Source organism: Christiangramia sp. OXR-203 (assembly GCF_034372165.1).
GTDB lineage: Bacteria > Bacteroidota > Bacteroidia > Flavobacteriales > Flavobacteriaceae > Christiangramia.
The window spans coordinates 1519900-1542227 of the sequence record NZ_CP139698.1; the positions used below are offsets into that span (position 1 = coordinate 1519900).

General features: G+C 37.6%; 19 protein-coding genes. 10 read left to right on the forward strand and 9 right to left on the reverse strand.

Features of this window, described 5'->3' with window-relative positions:
* Positions 1–47: 47 nt before the first annotated feature.
* On the forward strand, positions 48–1370 hold the full coding sequence (locus tag T8I65_RS06885) for an MFS transporter (RefSeq protein ID WP_322302653.1): 1323 nt from the start codon (positions 48–50) through the stop codon (positions 1368–1370).
* Positions 1371–1419: 49 nt separating this feature from the next.
* Here the strand turns inward: T8I65_RS06885 and T8I65_RS06890 are convergent, their stop codons facing one another.
* The 4 genes from T8I65_RS06890 to T8I65_RS06905 are packed head-to-tail and all read right to left on the reverse strand — an operon-like array spanning position 1420 to position 4362.
* On the reverse strand, positions 1420–2142 hold the full coding sequence (locus T8I65_RS06890; RefSeq protein WP_322302654.1) for a head GIN domain-containing protein: 723 nt from the start codon (positions 2140–2142) through the stop codon (positions 1420–1422).
* 25 nt (positions 2143–2167) lie between these two features.
* On the reverse strand, positions 2168–3289 hold the full coding sequence (locus T8I65_RS06895; protein WP_322302655.1) for a hypothetical protein: 1122 nt from the start codon (positions 3287–3289) through the stop codon (positions 2168–2170).
* Positions 3270–3818 carry a DUF4179 domain-containing protein gene (locus T8I65_RS06900; RefSeq protein ID WP_322302656.1) on the reverse strand — a complete coding sequence of 183 codons (549 nt, stop codon included), beginning with the start codon at positions 3816–3818 and terminating at the stop codon, positions 3270–3272. Before T8I65_RS06900 ends, T8I65_RS06895 begins: the two co-directional genes overlap by 20 nt.
* The gene (locus T8I65_RS06905) at positions 3808–4362 is read right to left on the reverse strand and encodes an RNA polymerase sigma factor (RefSeq protein WP_322302657.1); all 555 of its coding nucleotides are present in this window, start codon (positions 4360–4362) and stop codon (positions 3808–3810) included. Before T8I65_RS06905 ends, T8I65_RS06900 begins: the two co-directional genes overlap by 11 nt.
* A gap of 210 nt (positions 4363–4572) precedes the next feature.
* On the opposite strand from T8I65_RS06905, the gene lon reads away from it, so the two are divergent.
* From lon to rpsA, 3 genes are all read left to right on the forward strand, one after another.
* On the forward strand, positions 4573–7023 hold the full coding sequence (gene lon, locus T8I65_RS06910) for an endopeptidase La (RefSeq protein WP_322302658.1): 2451 nt from the start codon (positions 4573–4575) through the stop codon (positions 7021–7023).
* Between the two features lie 90 nt (positions 7024–7113).
* Positions 7114–7812, forward strand: a complete 699-nt coding sequence (cmk, locus tag T8I65_RS06915) for a (d)CMP kinase (protein WP_322302659.1) — start codon at positions 7114–7116, stop codon at positions 7810–7812.
* A gap of 209 nt (positions 7813–8021) precedes the next feature.
* Entirely contained in the window at positions 8022–9872 is a 1851-nt protein-coding gene (gene rpsA, locus T8I65_RS06920; protein WP_322302660.1) for a 30S ribosomal protein S1, read from the forward strand.
* Positions 9873–9950: 78 nt separating this feature from the next.
* Here rpsA and T8I65_RS06925 read toward each other — a convergent pair whose 3' ends face one another.
* The 4 genes from T8I65_RS06925 to T8I65_RS06940 all read right to left on the reverse strand — a co-directional run bounded on the left by T8I65_RS06925 (position 9951) and on the right by T8I65_RS06940 (position 15613).
* Entirely contained in the window at positions 9951–11234 is a 1284-nt protein-coding gene (locus tag T8I65_RS06925) for a hypothetical protein (protein WP_322302661.1), read from the reverse strand.
* A gap of 293 nt (positions 11235–11527) precedes the next feature.
* On the reverse strand, positions 11528–12334 hold the full coding sequence (locus T8I65_RS06930) for a hypothetical protein (RefSeq protein WP_322302662.1): 807 nt from the start codon (positions 12332–12334) through the stop codon (positions 11528–11530).
* A 140-nt stretch (positions 12335–12474) separates the two neighbouring features.
* On the reverse strand, positions 12475–12906 hold the full coding sequence (locus T8I65_RS06935) for a response regulator (RefSeq protein ID WP_322302663.1): 432 nt from the start codon (positions 12904–12906) through the stop codon (positions 12475–12477).
* Positions 12893–15613, reverse strand: coding sequence for a PAS domain S-box protein (locus tag T8I65_RS06940; RefSeq protein WP_322302664.1), 2721 nt, complete (start codon positions 15611–15613; stop codon positions 12893–12895). Before T8I65_RS06940 ends, T8I65_RS06935 begins: the two co-directional genes overlap by 14 nt.
* Positions 15614–15867: 254 nt before the next feature.
* Between T8I65_RS06940 and T8I65_RS06945 the strand changes: the two genes are divergently transcribed.
* The 6 genes from T8I65_RS06945 to T8I65_RS06970 all read left to right on the forward strand — a co-directional run bounded on the left by T8I65_RS06945 (position 15868) and on the right by T8I65_RS06970 (position 20393).
* A complete protein-coding gene (locus T8I65_RS06945) occupies positions 15868–16869 on the forward strand; it encodes an alpha/beta hydrolase (protein WP_322302665.1) in 1002 nt (333 codons plus the stop codon).
* Positions 16870–16965: 96 nt separating this feature from the next.
* Positions 16966–17520, forward strand: coding sequence for a bifunctional pyr operon transcriptional regulator/uracil phosphoribosyltransferase PyrR (gene pyrR, locus T8I65_RS06950; RefSeq protein WP_322302666.1), 555 nt, complete (start codon positions 16966–16968; stop codon positions 17518–17520).
* Positions 17513–18445, forward strand: a complete 933-nt coding sequence (locus T8I65_RS06955; RefSeq protein ID WP_322302667.1) for an aspartate carbamoyltransferase catalytic subunit — start codon at positions 17513–17515, stop codon at positions 18443–18445. Before pyrR ends, T8I65_RS06955 begins: the two co-directional genes overlap by 8 nt.
* A gap of 8 nt (positions 18446–18453) precedes the next feature.
* Positions 18454–18786 carry a ribonuclease Z gene (locus T8I65_RS06960; protein WP_322302668.1) on the forward strand — a complete coding sequence of 111 codons (333 nt, stop codon included), beginning with the start codon at positions 18454–18456 and terminating at the stop codon, positions 18784–18786.
* Between the two features lie 3 nt (positions 18787–18789).
* Complete coding sequence (locus tag T8I65_RS06965; protein WP_322302669.1) at positions 18790–19713, forward strand: ribonuclease Z; 924 nt, start codon at positions 18790–18792, stop codon at positions 19711–19713.
* Positions 19714–19886: 173 nt separating this feature from the next.
* Positions 19887–20393, forward strand: a complete 507-nt coding sequence (locus T8I65_RS06970; RefSeq protein WP_322302670.1) for a CAP domain-containing protein — start codon at positions 19887–19889, stop codon at positions 20391–20393.
* A 99-nt stretch (positions 20394–20492) separates the two neighbouring features.
* Here T8I65_RS06970 and T8I65_RS06975 read toward each other — a convergent pair whose 3' ends face one another.
* A complete protein-coding gene (locus T8I65_RS06975) occupies positions 20493–21971 on the reverse strand; it encodes a S41 family peptidase (RefSeq protein ID WP_322302671.1) in 1479 nt (492 codons plus the stop codon).
* Positions 21972–22328: the final 357 nt, after the last annotated feature.

Genomic DNA, 22328 nt, shown 5'->3' on the forward strand with positions numbered 1-22328 from the left:
AAAATTGAAAAGCCACCGGTCTCGGTGGCTTTTTCTATTTTTAGTGCATGAAGCAATTACCTAAAGGCAGCAAAAAGCTAATTCACGCATGGGCTTTTTATGATTGGGCCAATTCAGTTTATAGTCTGGTTATCTCCTCGGCAATATTTCCAATATTTTATGGTGCCCTAACGATCGTAAAGGATTCCGAAGGGAATATCATCAGCGATACGGTTAGCTTTTTAGGTTTCAACTGGAATAATGATACTCTAATTAGTTACGTTACAGCCGCTGCATTTCTTGTGGTTAGTTTTCTTAGTCCATTTCTGTCTGGTATTGCCGATTATGTTGGAAACAAAAAGAACTTCCTGAAATTCTTCTGTTATCTCGGAGCCGTATCCTGCATAGGTTTGTTCTGGTTCAATCTTGAGAATCTCTGGTTCGGCTTGCTTTGCTACTTTCTTGCACTTATTGGATTTTGGTCCAGCCTGGTGTTCTATAATTCATACCTGCCAGATATCGCCTTTAATGATCAACAGGATAAAGCAAGTGCGAAGGGATTTTCCCTTGGCTATTTGGGTAGCGTGATACTACTTGTGCTTTGCCTAATCATGATCTTGAAATACGAATGGTTTGGCTTTGAAGATGAAGGTTTGCCTACACGACTTTCTTTCGTACTTACGGGAATCTGGTGGATCGCCTTTAGTCAGTATACCTATTATTATCTTCCAAAAGGTAATAAAAAAGCTCGACTTACAAAGAATGTACTATTCAACGGGTTCAAGGAATTGAAAGGTATCTGGTTTAAGATCAATCAGAATAAACAATTGAAGCGCTATTTAGTGGCATTCTTTGTTTACAGTATGGCTGTTCAAACTATTATGTTGATCGCGACTTATTTTGGGATCGAAGAACTGGAATGGGGAGAACAGGATGCAACTACAGGTTTGATCATAAGTATTTTGCTAATTCAGCTTGTAGCGGTGCTTGGAGCTTTTTTAACCTCGCGACTAGCCATTAAATATGGAGATGTTAAGATCCTGATTTTTATCAACCTGATTTGGATAGCAATTTGTGGGTATGCTTATTTTATTACAACTCCGCAACAATTTTATGTAGCAGCAGCTTCAGTAGGTTTGGTTATGGGTGGGATCCAATCACTATCAAGATCTACTTATTCCAAAATGTTACCAGAGAATGCTGTAGACACTGCCAGTTATTTTAGTTTTTACGATGTAGCAGAAAAGATCGGGATCGTGATCGGGATGTTCATGTATGGTTTGGTAGCTCAAATTACTGGTAGTATTAGAAGTTCAATTCTTTTCCTGGTAGTCTTCTTTATTGCCGGAGTATTTTTATTAATGCGTGTACCTAAAAAGCATCCAAAATAAAAAACCTGCCAGAAGACAGGTTTTAATATTACAGCAATTTTAATACTTATTAGTAGCTGGAAACACTTCCGGAACCATTCGTTTTAAAACTTTGTTTTTCCGGATCACCTTTGTATACTATATCTCCTGAGCCACTCACATTTGCTTTCAAACTTGAAGAAGCGTAAACCATAACATCCCCTGAACCGGAAACTCTTGCTTCAACATTTTTGGCTCTCAAATCGAATGCGTCAAAATCACCGCTTCCGGTTACGTTACATTCAAAATTGTCACTACTACCTTTGATCTTAATGTCACCCGACCCGGTTACATGACCTTTCAAATAATTTGTTTGTATATCCAGAACCATATCTCCAGATCCTGTAACACTCACGCTCAATCTTTCTTCTGAAAGTTGATCCTGTGTCCAGATATCCCCGCTTCCAGTAAGCGAAATGTCATTCACACTTTTTACGGGAACAGTAATGAGCAGATCTTTTCTAGTCTGAAGGTTAACGCCTTTTTCTGTAGAAATTTTAAGCGTACCATTTTTTACTTCCGTAAGTATATATTCCTGAAGATTACTTTCTGCAGCAACTTTGATATTTCCTTCAGTTCCCGAAACTAATTTTACGTTCATGGATCCAACCACATGAATTTTTTCATATTCTGAAGTATTCCTGGTTTCAGTTACCATATCTCCGTTTCCACGAATTTTTTTACTGCCCCATTGTGCGTGGGCAGAGGTGAAGGCAAGAAGGAAGAAGGTTGATAGTAATAGTGCTTTTTTCATAATAGTTATTTTAATTGATGATTAATTATTCTTTGCTAAATTTTACGCTTCCATAACTAGTCGAAATATCGATCCTTGCTCCAGAACCAGAACCATAGTTTCCGGAGATGGATTTACTAGTGTTTTTTTCATTGGTACGGCGAACATCCAAACCATCTGTTCCGTTAATGCCGCCATAACTGGTCTTTACGTCAAAACTGAACGTCATTTCCCGATCATAGCCCAAATGAACACCAGCATAATCGGTGTCAATATTCACAGATTTGGTACCATTTACTATTTTTTCGATATGCAAAGATCCATAATCAAGATTGATGTCTGCAGAAGTGAATATCCTGTCTACTTTGGTTGTTAAGTAATCTCCATTCCCAATGAGGACCTTTACTTTGTTGATCTCAATACTTCCATAATCACAGTTAAAATCAAGTTTGGTCACTTTCCGAATTCGGGACTTGGTATAATCTGCATTTACCAATAATTCTTCGGCTTCTCCAATTTCATAATCTGAATAGTCCGCATCAATTTCAGCATTGGTAACAAATCCAATTCGGCTGCTTCTGCTATAATCAAAATTCAGAATATTAGAGCGGCCATTTAACTCACCAACGTCTATCTTTCCGTAGTCACAATTGATATCAGTATTCCCAAAAGTTTTGTCGATGTAGATTCCGCCGTAATTATTATCGAGAGTAAGATTGTTGTTCTCCGGAGCGCGAATCACGTAATTCACTTCCATGTTCACATTGTCGAATCCATCAAAAATATTCTTCCACCAGGACCTGTTTTCCTTAGAGAATTTGGTAGTTGCCGTCACTCCTGAAGAATTCTGTTCAAATTCCACTCGTATATCATTGAGTTTGTCTTCCACATCATCCTCATCGTTCCCATTGGTTTTGATGGTAACCTCAATAAGAACCCGATCTTCTTTCCAGGTCACAATATCGATGTTCCCGTAACTATTGTTAATATTGAGATCACCATTCGTCTTTACGTCAAATTCCTTCCTTATCGTCTTTTTTCGGGTGTGTTTGGCTTCTTCAATAACAGATGCTTCAGTCGTAATTTCAGGCTCTGTGCATTTGCTTTCAGGGTACATGTTGGTAACGAGCACCATGAGGAATAGGATGCTAGATAGTATTGCTTTCATAATTTTGATTGTTTAATGATTTGATGTTTTCAACTTGTTCTAAAACTTGGCTAAGTAGATCTATTCGCTGCTGGAAATTTTGAATCATGGCGTGTATCACTCTTTTATCATTTCCACTTTCTAGAAGATCATTCTCCATTGTTTTATATCGATTTTCCAGTTTTTTTAATTGCTGAAGGGCATCCTTGATGATCGCCTGAGTTTCAGGAGTAGCTTCCGCATTTAGAGCGATGAGTTCTTTTTCAATTAATCCTGAATAAAATTGCTGAGTCTGCCTCATTTCAGGAGAAATACTTGCCAGATCTGATTGGTTTTCCTGGTTAAAATTATTGGATAGTAACAGCACCAAGGCCAATACTGCAGCGATACTCAATAATCCTATCCAGATCTTTCCTGAGTTGCTCCCAGCTTTTTCTGACTTTTTAGTTTTTTCCAGCTTACGGGCAAACTTTTCGCGATGATCTGTTTGCGGTTCTTCGATGTCAAAATTTGCAGACTCGAAGAATTCTTCAAATTCATTATCTCTCATGTTGCTGCAATTTTTTTCTTAAACTTTCTTTAGCTCTGGAAATCATCGTTCTACAGTTTCCGTATGAAATTTTCATAATCTCACCAATTTCTTCCTGATCAAATCCTTCAATAAGATGTAGTGTTAGACAAACTCTGTAGTTTTCTTTCAAATTCTTTAATGCGTTAAGCACTAATTTCACTTTGTCATTGGTATAATCATCGATTACCAAACCACAAGAGTCCTGTTCATTTCTTAGCTCATCATTATAAGAAACCTCCGCCAACTTTTTGGATTTGTTCAAAGCAGTGATACTTTGATTGATCACGATACGTTTCAGCCAGGCACCAAAGGTGGCATCCTCGTTAAAACTTTCTATTCTTGTAAAGGCCTTTAAAAACGATTCCTGCATAATATCTTCAGCTTCAGCAGAATGTCCTGTAATTCTATAGGCGGTATTGTACATTGCTTTGTAATACCGATCATAGATTTCCATCTGCGCACGTTGTTCTCCTTGACGGCAACGGGCAACAAGATCATTAATATGTGTGATGGTTGGTGTCAATTAATGTCTGGTTTCTATATTAAAGATGGGAATAATTAAAGATTGTTACACTTTCTGAAAATAAATTTATAAGTAAGGCGTGGCATAGGAATTGAATATTTGATATTGCAAAACTATAGAAAGCTCCAATGCATTGCATTTCAAGGCTTTTAACGAACGTCACCAAATTACTTAAATTTAATCTGGTGACAGTTTGACTTAAATACAATTATGGCTAAAACAAAGTTTACTAATATTGACAGTTTGTCATTTCAGGGAATAGATGAAGATGCAGAATTGATTCCTTTAATGACACCTGAAGATGAAGAAGAAATTAATAAAGAAAATCTTCCGGAAACCTTACCAATTCTACCTCTTAGAAATACGGTTTTATTTCCAGGAGTTGTAATTCCTATTACGGCGGGTAGAGATGCTTCTATTAAGCTTATTAATGAAGCGAATAATGGAAGTAAGATCATTGGCGTCGTTTCTCAGAAGGACGAGGAAGTAGAGAATCCAACTTCAAAGGATATTAATAAGGTTGGAGTAGTTGCACGTATTCTTCGAGTGTTGAAAATGCCTGATGGTAATACAACAGTTATTATTCAGGGTAAAAAGCGCTTCCAGATCACACAGGTGGTGACCGAAGAACCTTATATGAATGCTACCGTCGCTGAGGTTCCTGATAATCGTCCTGAGAAGGATAATGCTGAATTTGGAGCGATCATAGAATCTATCAAGGACCTTGCGCTTCAAATTATCAAAGGGAGTCCTAATATTCCTTCGGAAGCTTCCTTTGCGATCAAAAACATAGAAAGTAATTCTTTCCTTATCAATTTTGTTTCTTCTAATATGTCTCTATCTGTTTCTGAAAAGCAGAAGTTACTGGAGATGAACGATCTTAAAGAAAGAGCACTTTCCACGCTGAAGCATATGAATACTGAGAACCAGAAACTCGAACTTAAAAATGATATTCAGAGCAAGGTTCAAAGTGATATGAGTCAGCAGCAAAGAGAATATTTCCTTCACCAGCAAATGAAGACCATCCAGGAAGAGCTTGGGGGAGTTTCTCATGAAGGTGAAATTGTAGAAATGCGTGATCGCGCAAAAGACAAGCAATGGGATGAGGATGTTCAGAAACATTTTGAGAAAGAACTTTCCAAGATGCAACGTATGAATCCGCAGGTTGCAGAATATTCCATACAAAGAAATTACCTGGACCTGTTCCTGGATCTTCCATGGAACGAGTTTAGTAAAGATAAATTCGATCTAAAAAGAGCTAAGAAAATTCTTGATCGTGATCATTATGGTCTTGATGATGTGAAAAGAAGGATCATAGAATATCTTGCAGTTTTAAAGCTGCGAAACGATATGAAGTCTCCAATTCTTTGCCTATATGGACCTCCCGGAGTTGGTAAAACTTCTCTTGGAAAGTCGGTAGCGGAAGCACTTGGTAGAGAATATGTGAGGATTTCTTTGGGTGGTCTAAGAGATGAAGCAGAAATACGCGGACATAGAAAAACCTACATTGGTGCTATGCCAGGTAGAATTATTCAAAGTTTAAAGAAAGCCGGAACCAGCAATCCTGTTTTTGTTCTGGATGAGATCGACAAATTAAGTATGGGAAATGCTGGAGACCCTTCTTCAGCATTACTCGAAGTACTGGATCCTGAGCAGAATTCAGAATTTCATGACAACTTCCTCGAGATGGGATTTGACCTATCCAAGGTGATGTTTATCGCTACCTGTAATTCATTGAATACAATTCAGCCAGCACTAAGAGACCGAATGGAAATTATCAATGTGACAGGTTATACGATTGAGGAGAAAGTAGAGATCGCAAAAAGACATTTACTTCCGAAGCAATTAGAAGAACACGGTCTGACTGCAGAACATCTTAAAGTTGGTAAAAAGCAACTTGAGAAAATTGTTGAAGGTTATACCCGGGAATCTGGAGTGAGATCTCTGGAGAAACAAATAGCCAAAGTGGTTAGATATGCAGCCAAGAACATTGCAATGGAAGATGAATATAATATCAAATTAAACGAAGAAGATATTATTGAAATTCTTGGAAGTCCCAAAATGGAGCGTGATAAATATGAGAACAATGATGTTGCTGGTGTAGTTACCGGACTTGCCTGGACTCAGGTGGGTGGTGATATTTTGTTTATCGAATCTATTCTTTCTAAGGGTAAGGGGAATCTTAGTATTACCGGAAATCTGGGGAAAGTGATGAAGGAATCGGCCACTATCGCTATGGAATATATCAAAGCGAACGCAGATGATCTCGGAATCGATGCCTCAATTTTTGAGAAGTATAATGTACATATACACGTCCCAGAAGGCGCAACCCCTAAGGATGGTCCTAGTGCAGGTATCACCATGCTTACTTCTCTTGTATCCCTATTTACTCAGAAGAAAGTTAAAAAGAGTATTGCCATGACCGGCGAGATCACTTTACGAGGAAAGGTTCTACCCGTTGGCGGAATTAAGGAAAAGATCCTGGCGGCCAAAAGAGCCCGTATTAAGGAATTGATCCTTTGCGAAGAAAATAAGCGAGATATCGAGGAGATTAAGGACGTATATTTAAAGGGTCTAACCTTTCATTATGTAAGGGATATGAGCGATGTCATAGATATTGCCATTACCAAGCAGGCGGTAAGAAACGCTAAGAAATTATAGACTAAGAAGCCCCGAAAGGGGCTTTTCTTTTGGATATATACCTAGTAAAAAGTTTAAAAATTTACCTTTGTAATTAGAAGTTTAGAGAATATGAGCAAGAAAATAACGATCGCCATCGACGGCTTTTCTTCAACGGGCAAAAGCACTGTTGCAAAAGGACTGGCTAAAAAATTGAATTATGTATACGTCGATACCGGCGCCATGTATCGCGCGGTGACTTTGTATATGATGCGAAAGCTATTTGTTTCAGATACTAACTTCGATGAAGAAGCGATCATCAGGCATTTGCCTTTTGTTAGTTTAAAATTCATTTTCAATGAAGAAAAAGGTTTTGGTGAAATGTATCTGAATGGTGAAAATGTTGAGAAAGAAATTCGATACATGGAAGTTTCGGAACAGGTGAGTAAGGTTGCAGCTGTTACAGATGTTCGAAAAATGCTTGTAGACCAGCAGCAGGAGATGGGAAAAGAGAAAGGTGTTGTCATGGATGGGCGCGACATAGGGACCGTAGTTTTTCCAGATGCTGAGCTAAAGATCTTTATGACAGCTTCTACTGAAAAAAGAGCCCAACGAAGATACGATGAGCTTATTGAAAGAGGTGATGAGGTGGAATTTGACGCGGTCTTGAAAAATGTGAAGGATCGTGATTTTATGGATTCAACGCGGGAAGATTCGCCGCTAATCCAGGCTGAAGACGCCGTGGAATTTGATAATTCTGAAATGGACCTGGAAGAGCAATTTGATAAGATCTTAGAGATCGCTAATAAACGAATTGATGAGGTGAGCTAGTCACTTGATTTATAAAGAATAAAACCTCCGCAATTAATCTAAGTATTAGTTGCGGATTTTTATTTAGTTATGTATTTTTGCACTCCTTTTTTGGCAGAATACCGGGAATCCAAAAAGGGTTGAAAATCAAAACTATAAACAACTTCTGTAGTTTCTGTTTTGCTGAAAGATTTCCGAAGAAACACAGAATACAAATTTAGGAGTCAGTAATGGCTGAAGAAAACACAAACAAAGAATCTCAGGAAATCGAAGTACAAGATGTTGCCGGTATGGCAAATGAGTCTCAACCTGACGCAGAAACGCAACAGGCAAACCCTGAGAAATTTCTAGAAGAATTTAACTGGCACAATTACGAAGAAGGAATTGATCCTATCGACGATAAGAAGCTGGAAGAATTCGAAAAACTAGTAGCTGAAAATTTCGTTGACACTTTAGATGACGAGGTTGTAACAGGAAAAGTAATTAATATTACAGATCGTGATGCAATCATTGATATCAATGCAAAGAGTGAAGGTGTTATTTCTCTAAACGAATTTCGTTACAACCCAGACCTTAAAGAAGGTGATGAAGTTGAAGTACTTATTGACGTTCGTGAAGATTCTACAGGTCAGTTGATCCTTTCTCACCGTAAGGCGAGAGTGATCAAGGCATGGGAAAGAGTAAATACAGCACATGATGAAAGTCTTGTTGTAAATGGATTCATTAAATGTCGTACCAAAGGTGGTATGATCGTAGACGTATTTGGTATTGAAGCTTTCCTTCCAGGATCGCAAATCGATGTGAAGCCAATTCGTGATTACGATGCTTACGTTGGAAAGAACATGGAATTCAAAGTTGTAAAGATCAACCACGAATTTAAAAACGTTGTTGTTTCTCACAAAGCGCTTATCGAAGCAGATATCGAAGAGCAGAAGAAAGAGATCATTGGACAGCTTGAAAAAGGTCAGGTACTTGAAGGTACTGTTAAGAATATTACTTCTTACGGTGTATTCGTTGACCTTGGAGGTGTTGATGGACTTGTTCACATTACAGACCTTAGCTGGTCTAGAATCAACCATCCAAATGAGATCGTTGAACTAGATCAAAAACTTAACGTTGTAATTCTTGATTTTGATGAGTCTAAGTCTAGAATTCAGTTAGGTCTTAAACAACTTAGCCAGCACCCATGGGATGCGCTTAGCGAAGATCTTAAGGTTGGTGACAATGTAAAAGGTAAAGTAGTTGTAATCGCAGATTACGGTGCATTTATCGAAGTTGCTGAAGGTGTTGAAGGTCTTATCCACGTTTCTGAAATGTCTTGGAGCACGCACTTGCGATCAGCTCAGGATTTCGTAAATGTTGGTGATGAGGTTGATGCTCAAATCCTTACTTTAGATAGAGAAGACAGAAAAATGTCTCTTGGTATCAAGCAATTGAGCCAGGATCCATGGACTGATATCACTACTAAATATCCTGTTGGGTCAAGACATGAAGGTATCGTTCGTAACTTCACTAACTTCGGAGTATTCGTTGAGTTAGAAGAAGGAATCGACGGACTTATTTATATCTCTGATCTTTCATGGACCAAAAAGATCAAGCACCCATCTGAGTTTACAAACGTAGGTGATAAGCTTGAAGTTGTAGTTCTTGAACTGGATGTTGATGGTAGAAAACTTAGTCTTGGTCACAAGCAGATCGAAGATAACCCTTGGGATAAGTATGAAGCCGACTTTGGAGTTGGAACAAAACATACTGCTGAGATCACTGAGATCGTAGACAAAGGTGCAACTATCGACTTCAATGAGGATATTACTGCATTCGTTCCACAGAGACATCTGGAGAAAGAAGACGGTTCTAAACTTAAGAAAGGTGAAGAAGCAGAATTCCAGATCATTGAATTCAATAAAGAATTCAAAAGAGTGGTAGCTTCTCATATGGTAATTCACAAAGAAGAAGAGCAAAAAATCGTTAAGCAGGCTGCTAAGAAATCAGCTTCGCAAAACAAGGACAACGCCACTACAATTGGTGATGTTAATGCTGATCTTCAAGCGTTGAAAGACAAGATGGAAGGGAAGAGCTAATTAACTCTCTCAGACATTAAATATAAAAACCTCCTTAGTTCGATAAGGAGGTTTTTTTTATATTCAATTTATCCGTTCTTAATTGGATATTATTTCCGCTTCATTTCCGGTTAATAGAAAAGATGAACTGCCTTTATCTTCCTGAGCTAAAATTTCTCCACTCACTTGATAATTGCCTTCAGGTAAGATGATTCTAACCTTCCATTCTGGCTGAAGCTGACTAATTTTAAAAGAAACTTTATCATTCAATTTCGAATAATGGATCGAAAGTGAGTTCTGCGCTATTTTTACATTTTCCAGAGAAACATTTTCCCACTCTCCTGGCATTTGTGGTTTGATCGTTACAAGTTTTTCGGAAGCCATTGGATCAATCCCAAAGAATTGCTGAATAATTGGAATTGCATAGCTGTAAATGGTCCATGCCTGAGTGATCATCCCATAATCCGGACTTACTTCGTACATACTTCCAGGGAAGGCATAGCTGAACGAACGGGTCATTTTCTTAAGATAACTCAATGCTTTATCAGGCCGGCCATAATTGTTTTCAGCAATTGCCTGAACTCCGGTTGGAAGTGTCATTACAGCCCCTGTATAGGAAAAACTTTTACTTCCTTTGAAACTTTCATTTCCTGTATCTGATGATTCATCGCGGTCTATCCCTGTTACAAATACCCCAAATGGATTCGTGTAAATTTCAGCTGTCTTTAGGGCTTTAATAGCTTTGGAAGAATCTGCTATCTTCATTTCCATTGGAGTATTTACCACCCAATTATGGTGTAAAACGAAAGGGCGCGACTCGGCAGAGGGATTATTCTGGATATAAGCCTTTGTTTTCTTCAATTCTGATACAGACCAGGGTTTATTTAAGGTATCGGCTCTTACGATTGCATCATCAATTAATCTCAAAGCCTGGGAATCAGTACCAATGAAATCTGCGAAAGATTGAAATTCTTCAGACCAGAAATCGGAATTGATCTTGCGTTTTAAACTTTCGGAAATACGTTTGTAATCTTCACTTAAAGCATCCTGATTCAATACTTTAGCGATTAGAGAAGCATCCTCGAATCCTTTCTGGGTATAAGAAGCAACATCGATCATTTCACTATCCAGTCCATGAATTTCCATCATTCCAAAGCCATCCGGAAAAAGATTTTTATTGGCATCGTTTTCGTTCATTAACCAGTTTAGACCTTTTTTAATGGTGGGAAAATATTTATTGAGGAAGCTATGGTTACCGTTCCATTTATAGATCTCCCAGATCAACGAAGCGAACTGTGGGGTTTCATTAATATTTCCATTATTAAAAACAGCCCCATTTGTGGACAGTTCGTGGATAATACGGCCGTTTGAATTAATCGCCATAGATACGCTATCTAGTAATTTGATGGTTTTATCGACCGCTTCGGTCTGGCCAACCGCCATAAATCCTCTCAATGCGTATTCGCTATCTACTCCAAACCACCAGGGGTAGTCTGGTACACCAGCGGTTATACCAGTTCCAATTTCAGGAACAGTCTGTACAAGCCATTCACAGTTGTACTTTAACCATTCAAATGTTTGCTGTATATTTTTATCTGAAATGGTTAACTTTGAATTTTGTGCAATCTGCTTGTATTTCTCCTTTTTATAGGTGATTTCACTTTTCAGGTTATTTTTTATATGGTTAAGATCCTTGAGAGAGTTTGAAACGGAAGTATATGATCCGGCAAAAAAAAAGTGATCATTTCAGACTCCCCAGGCTCTATAGACAGATCATAGCCAAGAAGTGTTCCTGTCCCGATGCCACGATACTTCTTAGGGACATTTTGGTGATAGTCTGATTTTCTATCAGCTTTAAAGACCGCACTCCACGGGTTTATACTATCATTAATAATCCAGTAGTCATGATCACCGTGGTATACAGCACGATCTGGTGAATCCACCATATTAGTTCTTTCTCCCAGCCAGGTTGGTCTCAGATCTGAATATGCACTGAAATTAAATTTTAAGTTTCTCGATTCAGATCCTGTATTTTTAAGAATGAACTGAATGGCCAGACTTTGTGTTGTGTCAGATACAAATTGCCATCGTTCTATTTCAATTTGTTTTTGCGCAAAATTGAAAGAATGCAGGCTGGCATATGGATAGTTAGTAAATAGTGCTGCATTATTTAATTCCAGGCTGTCCTGTTCTATTATAATCTCTGCTGAGACACCGTCAAAAAGTTTGATAGGATGATTCCAGATTCCACCCATCTCTCCGTTAATATGCCATCCTATTTCAGGAAATGAGCCATCTTGATAGCCAACCATATATGTTCTTCTTCCTGAGGTAACAAACGGTGAATTTAGATAGGATTCTTTACCATTTATATGAGTTGATTCTTTTAAATGATCTTTTATCCTTACTTCATTCTGAGATATCACAAAATTGGAGAGAAAGATTATAGTTAGAAATGAAATTTTGTCAATCATATTGGACATAACAATATTATTTATCATCTTAATTTAAGGACAAATTCGCAAGTGAGTCATCTTATGACCTAATCTGAATATAAAAATTGCGAGTTACCGGACGAAATTTCTGATCGAATGTTCAGGAAGCTGTTAGTTCTTCTGTAAAATTACTTTTCTGACCTATTTTCTGTTGAGAATATATTCTTCTGAAAGTTATTCATTAAATCCATGAGTTGATCTGCTTTGATAGGTTTAATAAGATAATTATCTACTTCACCATAACTCTTTGCCCTTTCTACATCATCTGGATCTACTGAAGAAGTTACTATATATATAACGACCTTTTTTGAACTTGGAATAGTTATGAACTCATCCAGAAATTGCCATCCATCCATAATTGGCATATTCAGGTCCAGTAATATAACATCCGGAACTGATTTATTAGATATCATGATAGGCCGTAATTTGGTAATTGCTTCTTCACCATTTTTAAATACCATAATACTCTCGGCAAAATTTGCCATTTCCATGATCCTTTTTGTGCCATAGATAAAAATTGGATCGTCATCTATAATACAGGCTATATCAACTTTTTTCATAATTCTTTAAATAGATTGAGAAGGTCGTTCCATGTCCAGGTGCACTTTCAACCTGAACTTTACCGTGTAGGGCTTCAATTTGATTCTTCGTAATGAATAACCCAATTCCTCTGGAGTCCTTATTTTTATGAAAGGTTTTATACATTCCAAACAATTTTCTCCGGTGTTTTTTAAGGTCTATACCAAGGCCATTATCTTCAATATCAATTTGAACAAATCCATCGTCTAGTATTCTCGCGCTTAATTTTACAAAAGAATCTTTTTCTAAAGAGCTGTATTTTAAAGCATTGGTCATAAAGTTTAGAAGTATGCTATCTATATATGCCGGAACTCCTAATACATAAATATCATCTGGAATGATGTTTTGAATATCAACCATTTCTCTCAGTGCAATGGCTGAAATTGAATGTTTGATATTTTCTGCACTTTTGTAAAGATTTACAGCATCTAAATTTTCTTCAACGGCAGTATTGATAAGTGTGACTTCGTTTAGATGTTTAATTGTTTCCGCTAAATTGTTCGATGCATTATTTAAATGAGAGAAGATTTCGTTCTTTTTTAATTCTGGGTAATCACTCATCGAAAGATCTAGGAGCATCCCAATATTACTGGAATGTGATCGTAGATTGTGAGAAACTATATGAGCAAAGTTTTTTAGTCTCGCATTTTGTTCCTGAGTGATGGTCATCACGCTGGAAAGTTCTTCCTGTACTAGTTTTAAATTTGTAATATCGATAGCCATAAAAAGGTATCCTGTATTCTCGCCGTTCTCTGAAATTGCTGTAATTGCCAATTGTACAGGAAATTCTGTACCATCTTTTCTAACGTAGGTCCAATCCTTATTTTTGAGCTTTTTACTGTTTGAAATCTTTTTCAAAAACTCAGGGAGATCATAGTTTTCATAATCACTGAAGAGGTTTTTCGAGAAGGATTCAAGTTCGTTAGATATATGAATTGAGGTTATGTTCAATTGCTGCGAGACTTCAGTCTGGGTATATCCAAGCATCCTTTCAGCTCCTTTGTTGAAGGATTCTATGCGCCCTTCAGAATCTGTTGAAATGATACTAACATGCGTACTTGCGTTGAAGATCCCTTCTAGTTTCCCTAAAGTTAGTCGCAGTTTTTCTGAAGCGATTTTTTCTTTAGTAATATCTGTAATTTGTGAAACAAAATGCAGTGGTCTGCCTTTATGATCCCGAACCAGTGATACGGCAAGTTTGATGAATACGATCGATCCGTTCTTATGGAAATATCTTTTTTCCATGTGATAAAATTCTCGTTCCCCGGCAACCAGCTCATTGAGTAAGCTTAAATCGGTATTCAAATCATCCGGATGGGTAATATCCTGAAATGTTAGTTTTCTGAGCTCTTCTTCATTATACCCTATTATATTGCAAAGACTCTTATTTACACTAAGCCATTCCCCACTAATATTCAGAATTGCCATTCCAATGGCGGCATGCTCAAAACTGCCCCGAAATGTCTGCTCACTAATACGCAATTTCTTTTCTGCAGTTAGCCTATGATTAATATTGTGCATAGCTACTACCGCTCCAGCAAGTTTACCATCCTGATCGAAAAGCTGAACACCGTTTACAGATACTGTAATTTCTTCTCCATAAACAGGTCGTATTCTAATCACTTCATTAGCGATCGGCCCGGTACTGAGTGCTCTTATAAGTGGAATTTCGTGCTGTTCCAGAGGTCGCGTGCCATCGGCATTATACAAACCATAATGACGGGATAGCTCTTCTACAGGAACAGGATTTGCAGGTAAACCATGCCAGTTTTTCGTAGCTTGATTAAACAACGTGAGTTTGCCTTCAGCATCACAAGCTACGATACCTACATCAACACTTTCCAGAACCTTCTCCATTAGTTCTTGCTTGCGGTGGTTTTCAGCCTGGCTATTTTTAATTTCAGTAATATCTGCAGTATGCATAATAATACCTCCAATTTCGTTTTCAGGATTGTACCATGGCCGTACTTCCCACGTAATCCAGTTCTTCGAACCATCGGCACGTACAAAACATTCTTCATCTTTACTATGTATAGCCCCGCTAAGGCATTCCTTATGGATTTGTTTCCAGTCTTCCCCAATTTCAGGAAAGATCTCATAATGTGATTTGCCCACCACATCGATATGTTCAATATTATAATCTTTTAACCACCTTTTTGAAACTGCTATATATTTCAGATTGTTGTCAAACATTGCAATTGCAGAGGGAGCCTGTTCTATAAATAACCTTTTGAGTTCAAACCTTTTTTTCATCTGGCTAATTTCCTCGCTGCTAATTCCTCCAACGATACTGCTGGATAATTGCTGAATAACATTCTGCTTCTGTTCTTCCAGTGCGAATATTAATGAATGGTTAGCTGACTGAATTACTTTATAGGTAAAATTACTGAAGTGATCTTTGGATGTTTTAAGTTTAATTTGTCCGGATTTAACATCACTCTTGGGAATATTAGAAAGTAGTATATTCCAGCTGTACAATTCCAAAAGGTCTTCAACTTTTTTCTTTTCAAGGATATGCACGGGGGCGGCAAATCCAAGGTTTCGCAGAATCTGAGTATTAAACCAGATAATTTTTGGTTGCTCCGGCTTGTATATCAAAAATCCGTGCAAGCCAAATTTTTGAATAAATTCGAAAACTTGAGGTTCTCGCATAATTAATGAGATCTCGCTGTCTCTCACGCTCTGCATATTAAGTTGATTAGTGTAGATTGGGGGTGTCTCTTACTGCAATTAAAATAATTTCTTCCATTTAAGCAACTTCTATTAACTTTAAATAGACATGTTCCTATTATTTAATCGATAAAGGCTCAAAAAACAAAGATAAATGCTGATTAACCAGCTCTATGTTCTTCAGGTTAGAGCAGTCTATAAAACTTCTTTTTCGGATAGATTTAGCTTAAGTTGAAGCAAAGAGGTTAATCAAATTTCAGTAATATTGAAGCATGAAAAAAAGATACTGGATTGTGCTTATTCTCGTGGTGGTTCTGGGGGTTACATACTTTACCGGACCAGTTCCAGAAGAACCGGAATATGATTTACAGCTTCCGATGATAGCTTCCGGTCTTAAAAATCTGGATGCTTATATTAACGATAGAGAATCGAAAAAACCTACCCGTAAGGATAACCAGGCTCGTATTGAATGGTTTGGAGAATCACCTGTTAAAACTGAATATAGCATCATTTATCTTCATGGTTTTGCCGGTAGTTACCGGGATGGTTATCCGGTAAATAAAAACATTGCCAAGAAATTAAATGCAAATATTTACTATGCTCGCTGGGCTGGTCACGGACTGGAGCCTCAGGCAAGTCTGGATGATTTTAATGGAGAGAATGCCTGGCAGTCTGCAAAGGAAGCTTTGGCCATTGGAAAGCAGATTGGGGAAAAGGTCATTATAATGAGTACGTCTACTGGAGGAACTCTGGCGTTTAAGCTTGCTGCTGAATTTCCTGAAGATGTTCATGCTCTCATAAATATGGGGCCAAACCTTGAGGATGATCAACCCGGTACTTTTGTGTTGAATACTCCTTGGGGCTATGAGATTGCGAGCTTGATAAGCTTCGGGGATAACAGGAAAATTGAGCATGAGCAAAAAATCGCTACTCAATACTGGGATACCATATATCCTTCACGGGCTCTGGTAGATCTTCAGGTTCTCGTCGAAACCACAATGATACCGGAGACATTTAAGAAAGTGAAATGTCCAGTACTAACTTTATACTATCATAAGAACTTCATACAGGAAGATGAACATGTAGAAGTGGATATCTATGAAAACATTCATAAATTATTGAGCACTCCAGACTCAATGGTAGTTTTGAAACCACTGGCCACCCCGGAAACTCATTTCGTAGGGAGTGATATAAAATCAAAGGATACAGAGATCGTTGAAAACGCTATTGAAGAATTTCTGAGAAATAAACTAGATATAAATATATATGAATAGTTTTCAGCAGTGGAATGATAAAACGATCAGACTATAGTTTAGTAAAAGATCAATCCAAAAAAAGCCTTACTTTTGTTTCAATCTACAACCAGTTTTATGAGCCGCAAAGTTCTTTTAGACTCAAATCAACTTGATATCATTCTTCACAGGTTGGCCTGTCAATTAGTAGAAAAGCATACAAATTTTGAAAATACCGTACTTATAGGGATTCAGCCGCGTGGAATATACGTTGCTGAAAGGATTATCAACATCCTGAAAAGTGAGTATGGATTGGATCACTTGAAAACTGGTCAGCTTGATATTACCTTTTACCGCGATGACTTCAGAAGAGGTGAAAAACCTTTGGAAGCGAATAAGACCAGAATAGATTTCGTAGTGGAGGATAAGAATGTAATTTTTATTGATGATGTCCTGTACACCGGCCGAAGCATTAGAGCGGCACTAACTGCTATCCAATCCTTCGGAAGACCACTCGAAATTGAATTGTTAAGCTTGATAGACAGGCGCTTCAGTAGGCATTTGCCAATTCAACCAGATTACACAGGAAGACAGGTAGATGCGATCAATGACGAGAAAGTAAAAGTAAGCTGGAAAGAACAGGATGGAGAAGATGCGGTTTATTTAATTGCAAAAGACTTGGATCATGAGTAGTGAATTAAGTGTAGATCACTTATTGGGAATCAAATATCTTCAGCAGGAAGATATAGAATTAATATTTAAGACTGCAGATCATTTTAAGGAAGTGATCAACAGACCTATCAAAAAAGTACCATCGCTTAGAGACATTACCATTGCAAACCTCTTTTTCGAAAATAGTACAAGAACCAGACTTTCTTTTGAACTGGCAGAAAAAAGGCTAAGCGCAGATGTTATAAATTTTTCTGCAGCGTCCTCTTCAGTAAAAAAAGGAGAAACCCTAATCGATACTGTGAATAACATCCTTTCGATGAAGGTCGATATGGTCGTGATGAGACATCCAAATCCTGGAGCTGGAATATTTCTTTCACGGCATGTAAACGCCAGTATTATTAATGCCGGAGACGGAGCCCATGAGCATCCTACCCAGGCTTTGTTAGATTCCTATTCTATTCGTGAAAAGCTTGGGGATGTAAGCGGGAAGAAGGTCGTTATCGTGGGAGATATTCTTCACAGCCGGGTAGCCCTTTCCAATATTTTTGCACTAAAGCTTCAAGGTGCCGAAGTCAAAGTGTGTGGACCCAAAACCTTGCTGCCAAAACATATTGAATCTCTGGGGGTAAAGGTTGAAACTAATCTCAAAAAAGCTCTGGATTGGTGTGATGTAGCAAACATGCTGCGCGTTCAGAATGAGCGTATGGATATCAGTTATTTCCCTAGTACAAGAGAATATGTAAAGCAATTCGGACTTAATAAAAAGATGCTGGATAGTCTCAATAAGGAAATTGTGATCATGCATCCCGGACCAATAAATAGGGGAGTGGAGATCACTAGCGACGTGGCAGATTCTGAACATGCGATCATACTTGATCAGGTACAAAATGGGGTTGCGGTGAGAATGGCAGTAATTTATTTGCTCGCATCCAAGATCAAACAATAAAAGAAATTATGAAAAGAACCGAGAAAGATAATTACATACTTATCGCTGCTGAAGATGCAGAGCTTAAAGACTTTACGAGTGAGTTAACCAAACACCATCACGATTTTGAATCTTCTAATATTGTTGTGGATTTAAGTAACTACAAGAATTTAGAGAATCATCAGCTGCTGGCATTTCTGGAAGTATCCAATTTGCATAGAGGAGCGAACAAAAGTTTTGTGATTGTTAATGATGCATTGGGAATAGATGAATTACCAGAAGAATTAGTCGTAGTTCCCACATTGCAGGAAGCAGAGGACATGATACAAATGGACGAGATCCAGCGTGATCTTGGATTCTAAAGAATGGGTAACAGCCAGTTAAAAATAACGATCCTTGGCTGTTATGCCGCTACTCCCAGAAGTTTCACTAATCCAACCTCCCAAGTACTTGAGATTAAAAGCCATCTTTTTCTAATTGACTGTGGGGAAGGTACTCAGGTAGCTTTGCGTAAGAATAAAATTAAGTTCTCCAGGATCAAACATGTATTTATCTCCCATCTTCACGGTGATCACGTCTTTGGGCTAGTAGGACTTGTCTCTACATTTTCTTTACTGAACCGGGAAACAGAACTTCACATTCATGGACCCAAAGGCATTAAGAAATTTATTACCGTACAACTTCAACTAAGTGGTGCATGGACTAAATACCCATTAATCTTTCATGAACTAAGCTCTAAGCATTCAGAGGTTGTTTTGGAAGATGAAGAAGTTACCGTAAGTACAATTCCTTTGAAACATAGAGTCTATACCAATGGATTCTTATTTCAAGAAAAGCTAGGTGATCGAAAGCTATTATTAGATGAAGCCCAGCAAAAAAACATTCATTATACGCTATTTAAAAGTTTAAAAAAGGGCAAGGATGTCACTTCGGAAGATGGCATCCTTATAAAAAATGATTTGGTCACTGAAGATCCGGCTGCACCTTTATCCTATGCTTTTTGCAGTGATACAGTGTATGATCCTGAAATAGTTCCATTAATCCAGGAAGTGTCTGCTCTTTATCATGAATCAACATTTCTAGAAAGCGAAGCGGCGCTCGCAGTTCCTACAAAGCATAGCACTGCAAAACAAGCCGCTAAAATTGCTAAACTTGCCCGGGTAGGAAAGCTTGTTCTTGGACACTATTCTACTCGCTATGGAGATATTAATAAATTTAAGGAGGAAGCTATCACTGTTTTTCCAAACGTGATTTTGGGCGACGACGGACAAGAAATAACCGTTGAATAACTCTCCACTATTTTTCGAAACACGTCTTTAATCGACATACATCCAGATAATTAGACGTATATTCCTACAGTTTATGTTAAATTTTACATATAATTACTGGAAATTATAGCAGTAGATGTTTTTCATCGATATAATATGTACATTTATCATCCCAATCTAAATGAACCTCTATTATGACAAAATTTTATTCACACGGGATAATCTTGATTTTATGTACTCTATTTCTTACATCTTGTTCCAAGGATAATTCTGAAGATGATGTAACCGGGTATGATCAAACTGTAACCAGTCGTGCTTCTTATGAATATAGTGCACTGGAAGTTGAGATTTTAGAAGATCTTAATATTTATAGAAAAGCTAATGGGTTGAGTGAATTACAGCCACTTGCTGAAGGTTCAATTGAATCTGAAGATCATAATTACTACATGATAGATGCAGGTGCGGTTAGCCATGATAATTTTTCTGATAGAGCTTCCTATTTAATGAATGCAGTAGGGGCGAGTAAGGTAGGAGAAAATGTAGGTTATGGATATAGAACTTCTGAAGCAGTGATTAATGCATGGCTAAAGAGTAGAGGACATAAGGATAATATTGAAGGAAATTATACTCATTTTGGAATATCTGTTAGACAGGATGCGGAAGGGAAAAATTATTTCACGAACATATTTGTAAAAAAATAGTACAATATATACCCCCCAAATCTAAAAGGGAACAGGCTAGAGGCTGTTCCCTTTTTTTATTTCTCAATTAAATTTTAGCATCTATAAATCAATGATGCATTACTGAATTACGGCTGGGATACGATCAATATACATCTTCTGAAAGTCGGCATTATTCATCCCGCTTTCGCCAAGAAGCTTAATTTCCATTCTGTTTACTTTTGTCTTAGAAATGCTGGTTCGTCCCAGAATGCTATTGATGGCAATTTCCAGAAGAGGTTCTGAAGGTTCGCCAAGAACTCCAAGATTATTCAGATCCTCAATATACTCTACATCCGGTTGTAACCCATTGATGTAATCTGAATTACCATCCACATTAATCGATTTGAATACCAGTGGCTGCATAGCATAAGTATGGTTTTCACTGGCACCTTCTCTAGTGTAGTCATCACTATCATAAAGGGTCACTGAAGCCTGGAATTTTCCTGCCGTACGATCTCCGATCTGGTTTACGGTAATATATGGATCAAGGCCATTGATGATAAGTTCGCTGGCAGATGCACTGGACCTTGATGTTAGTACATAAACTTCAGATAAGTTCAAGCTGTTTATCGATGAACCGCTTCTAACATTTCCATCAAATCTATTTAGTAAAGCTTCAGGATTCTGAGCTTCATAGTAGGTTTGATATTTATCATTCCACTGCTCCTGCATAAAGATCTCTCCTTCGAACTGTCCGGTGATCATGCTGGCCAGGTCAACGGCAGATTGCACAGAACCTCCACCATTGTATCTTAGATCTACCACCAAGTCTGTAACGCCGTTGGCCTGAAATTCAGCGAATACTGCATTGAGATCATCATCGAAGCTTGCCGTAAAGCTATTGTACATCAGGTAGCCAATTTTTCTACCATCTATATTCAACGTTTTAGCAATATATACCGGGTTTTCGGTATATGCATCATCAGTTAGATTCACAACCTGATCTGTGACAATGATTTGGTTCTCCTGGACGTAAGCAACGTTAATGCTAAAACTATCCTGACTTATAAGTTCTATAAAATTTGAAGAGGTCAATTGCTGACCATCAATTTCAGTAAATACAGTACCACGGGTCAAACCTGCTTCATCTGCAGATGTTCCGGGTAAAACATATCGTATAAAACCAAAAACAAAATCTGAATTAGAGATCTGCCCAATACCATACTGGATACCAGTAGCTCCACTCATTCCTTCAAATCTTTCCTCAAGTTCATTATAATCATCAGTTATGAAGCTGAATCTGTCAAAATCTGCAGTTAGATCATCGAAGAGAGATTCTGGTGAAGACGCTTCTGCAAGAAATTCTGTTTTTTCCGTTGTGGTTGAGAAATAATTATCTGCTAGTTCCGGAACATTCTCTTTATATAAATAGATCTCGTTTAGACCATTATAGACAAAGCTTTCTACCTCTATAGCTTCATCAACCGGATCTTCATTCTCATCGATAACATTTTCAGGAAGATTGGGATTTCTTTCGGTAGGTGTTTCTTCTTTCTCACAGGAAGAAAGAATTCCAAAACTGAAAAGAAAGATCACTATTTTACTTTTTATACTCATGTGTTTCATTCTTATAGTGGTACAACGTGTAAAACTCACTAATTGTGCCATTTTTGTTCATTAATATATACGAGCAATGATGAGATCCAGTTTAATTTTAGATTTTTAGATATCAAAAATGATTTATGAGTAGGATGAGATAACACTTAGGAGAGTAAAAATAGTGATTTAAAAGGGACTTGATAAAGAAGGGGATAAGCTTAACAAGCATTGAATACCTTCTATGATTGAATTTTTTATCTGAAAGTTTCTAGTTGTAATCTCTAAAATCGAAAAAGGTTCAGGCTAGAGGCTGAACCTTTTTCTTTTCAAATCGATTTGTTGGGGTCGATTTATTTATCATATCAACTTTTGTCG

Coding starts and splice junctions, on each gene's coding strand:
- T8I65_RS06885 (WP_322302653.1), top strand. CDS start 48: ATGAAGCAATTACCTAAAGGCAGCAAAAAGCTAATTCACGCATGGGCT.
- T8I65_RS06890 (WP_322302654.1), bottom strand. CDS start 2,142: ATGAAAAAAGCACTATTACTATCAACCTTCTTCCTTCTTGCCTTCACC.
- T8I65_RS06895 (WP_322302655.1), bottom strand. CDS start 3,289: ATGAAAGCAATACTATCTAGCATCCTATTCCTCATGGTGCTCGTTACC.
- T8I65_RS06900 (WP_322302656.1), bottom strand. CDS start 3,818: ATGAGAGATAATGAATTTGAAGAATTCTTCGAGTCTGCAAATTTTGAC.
- lon (WP_322302658.1), top strand. CDS start 4,573: ATGGCTAAAACAAAGTTTACTAATATTGACAGTTTGTCATTTCAGGGA.
- cmk (WP_322302659.1), top strand. CDS start 7,114: ATGAGCAAGAAAATAACGATCGCCATCGACGGCTTTTCTTCAACGGGC.
- rpsA (WP_322302660.1), top strand. CDS start 8,022: ATGGCTGAAGAAAACACAAACAAAGAATCTCAGGAAATCGAAGTACAA.
- T8I65_RS06925 (WP_322302661.1), bottom strand. CDS start 11,234: ATGGCGATTAATTCAAACGGCCGTATTATCCACGAACTGTCCACAAAT.
- T8I65_RS06930 (WP_322302662.1), bottom strand. CDS start 12,334: ATGTCCAATATGATTGACAAAATTTCATTTCTAACTATAATCTTTCTC.
- T8I65_RS06935 (WP_322302663.1), bottom strand. CDS start 12,906: ATGAAAAAAGTTGATATAGCCTGTATTATAGATGACGATCCAATTTTT.
- T8I65_RS06940 (WP_322302664.1), bottom strand. CDS start 15,613: ATGCAGAGCGTGAGAGACAGCGAGATCTCATTAATTATGCGAGAACCT.
- T8I65_RS06945 (WP_322302665.1), top strand. CDS start 15,868: ATGAAAAAAAGATACTGGATTGTGCTTATTCTCGTGGTGGTTCTGGGG.
- pyrR (WP_322302666.1), top strand. CDS start 16,966: ATGAGCCGCAAAGTTCTTTTAGACTCAAATCAACTTGATATCATTCTT.
- T8I65_RS06955 (WP_322302667.1), top strand. CDS start 17,513: ATGAGTAGTGAATTAAGTGTAGATCACTTATTGGGAATCAAATATCTT.
- T8I65_RS06960 (WP_322302668.1), top strand. CDS start 18,454: ATGAAAAGAACCGAGAAAGATAATTACATACTTATCGCTGCTGAAGAT.
- T8I65_RS06965 (WP_322302669.1), top strand. CDS start 18,790: ATGGGTAACAGCCAGTTAAAAATAACGATCCTTGGCTGTTATGCCGCT.
- T8I65_RS06970 (WP_322302670.1), top strand. CDS start 19,887: ATGACAAAATTTTATTCACACGGGATAATCTTGATTTTATGTACTCTA.
- T8I65_RS06975 (WP_322302671.1), bottom strand. CDS start 21,971: ATGAGTATAAAAAGTAAAATAGTGATCTTTCTTTTCAGTTTTGGAATT.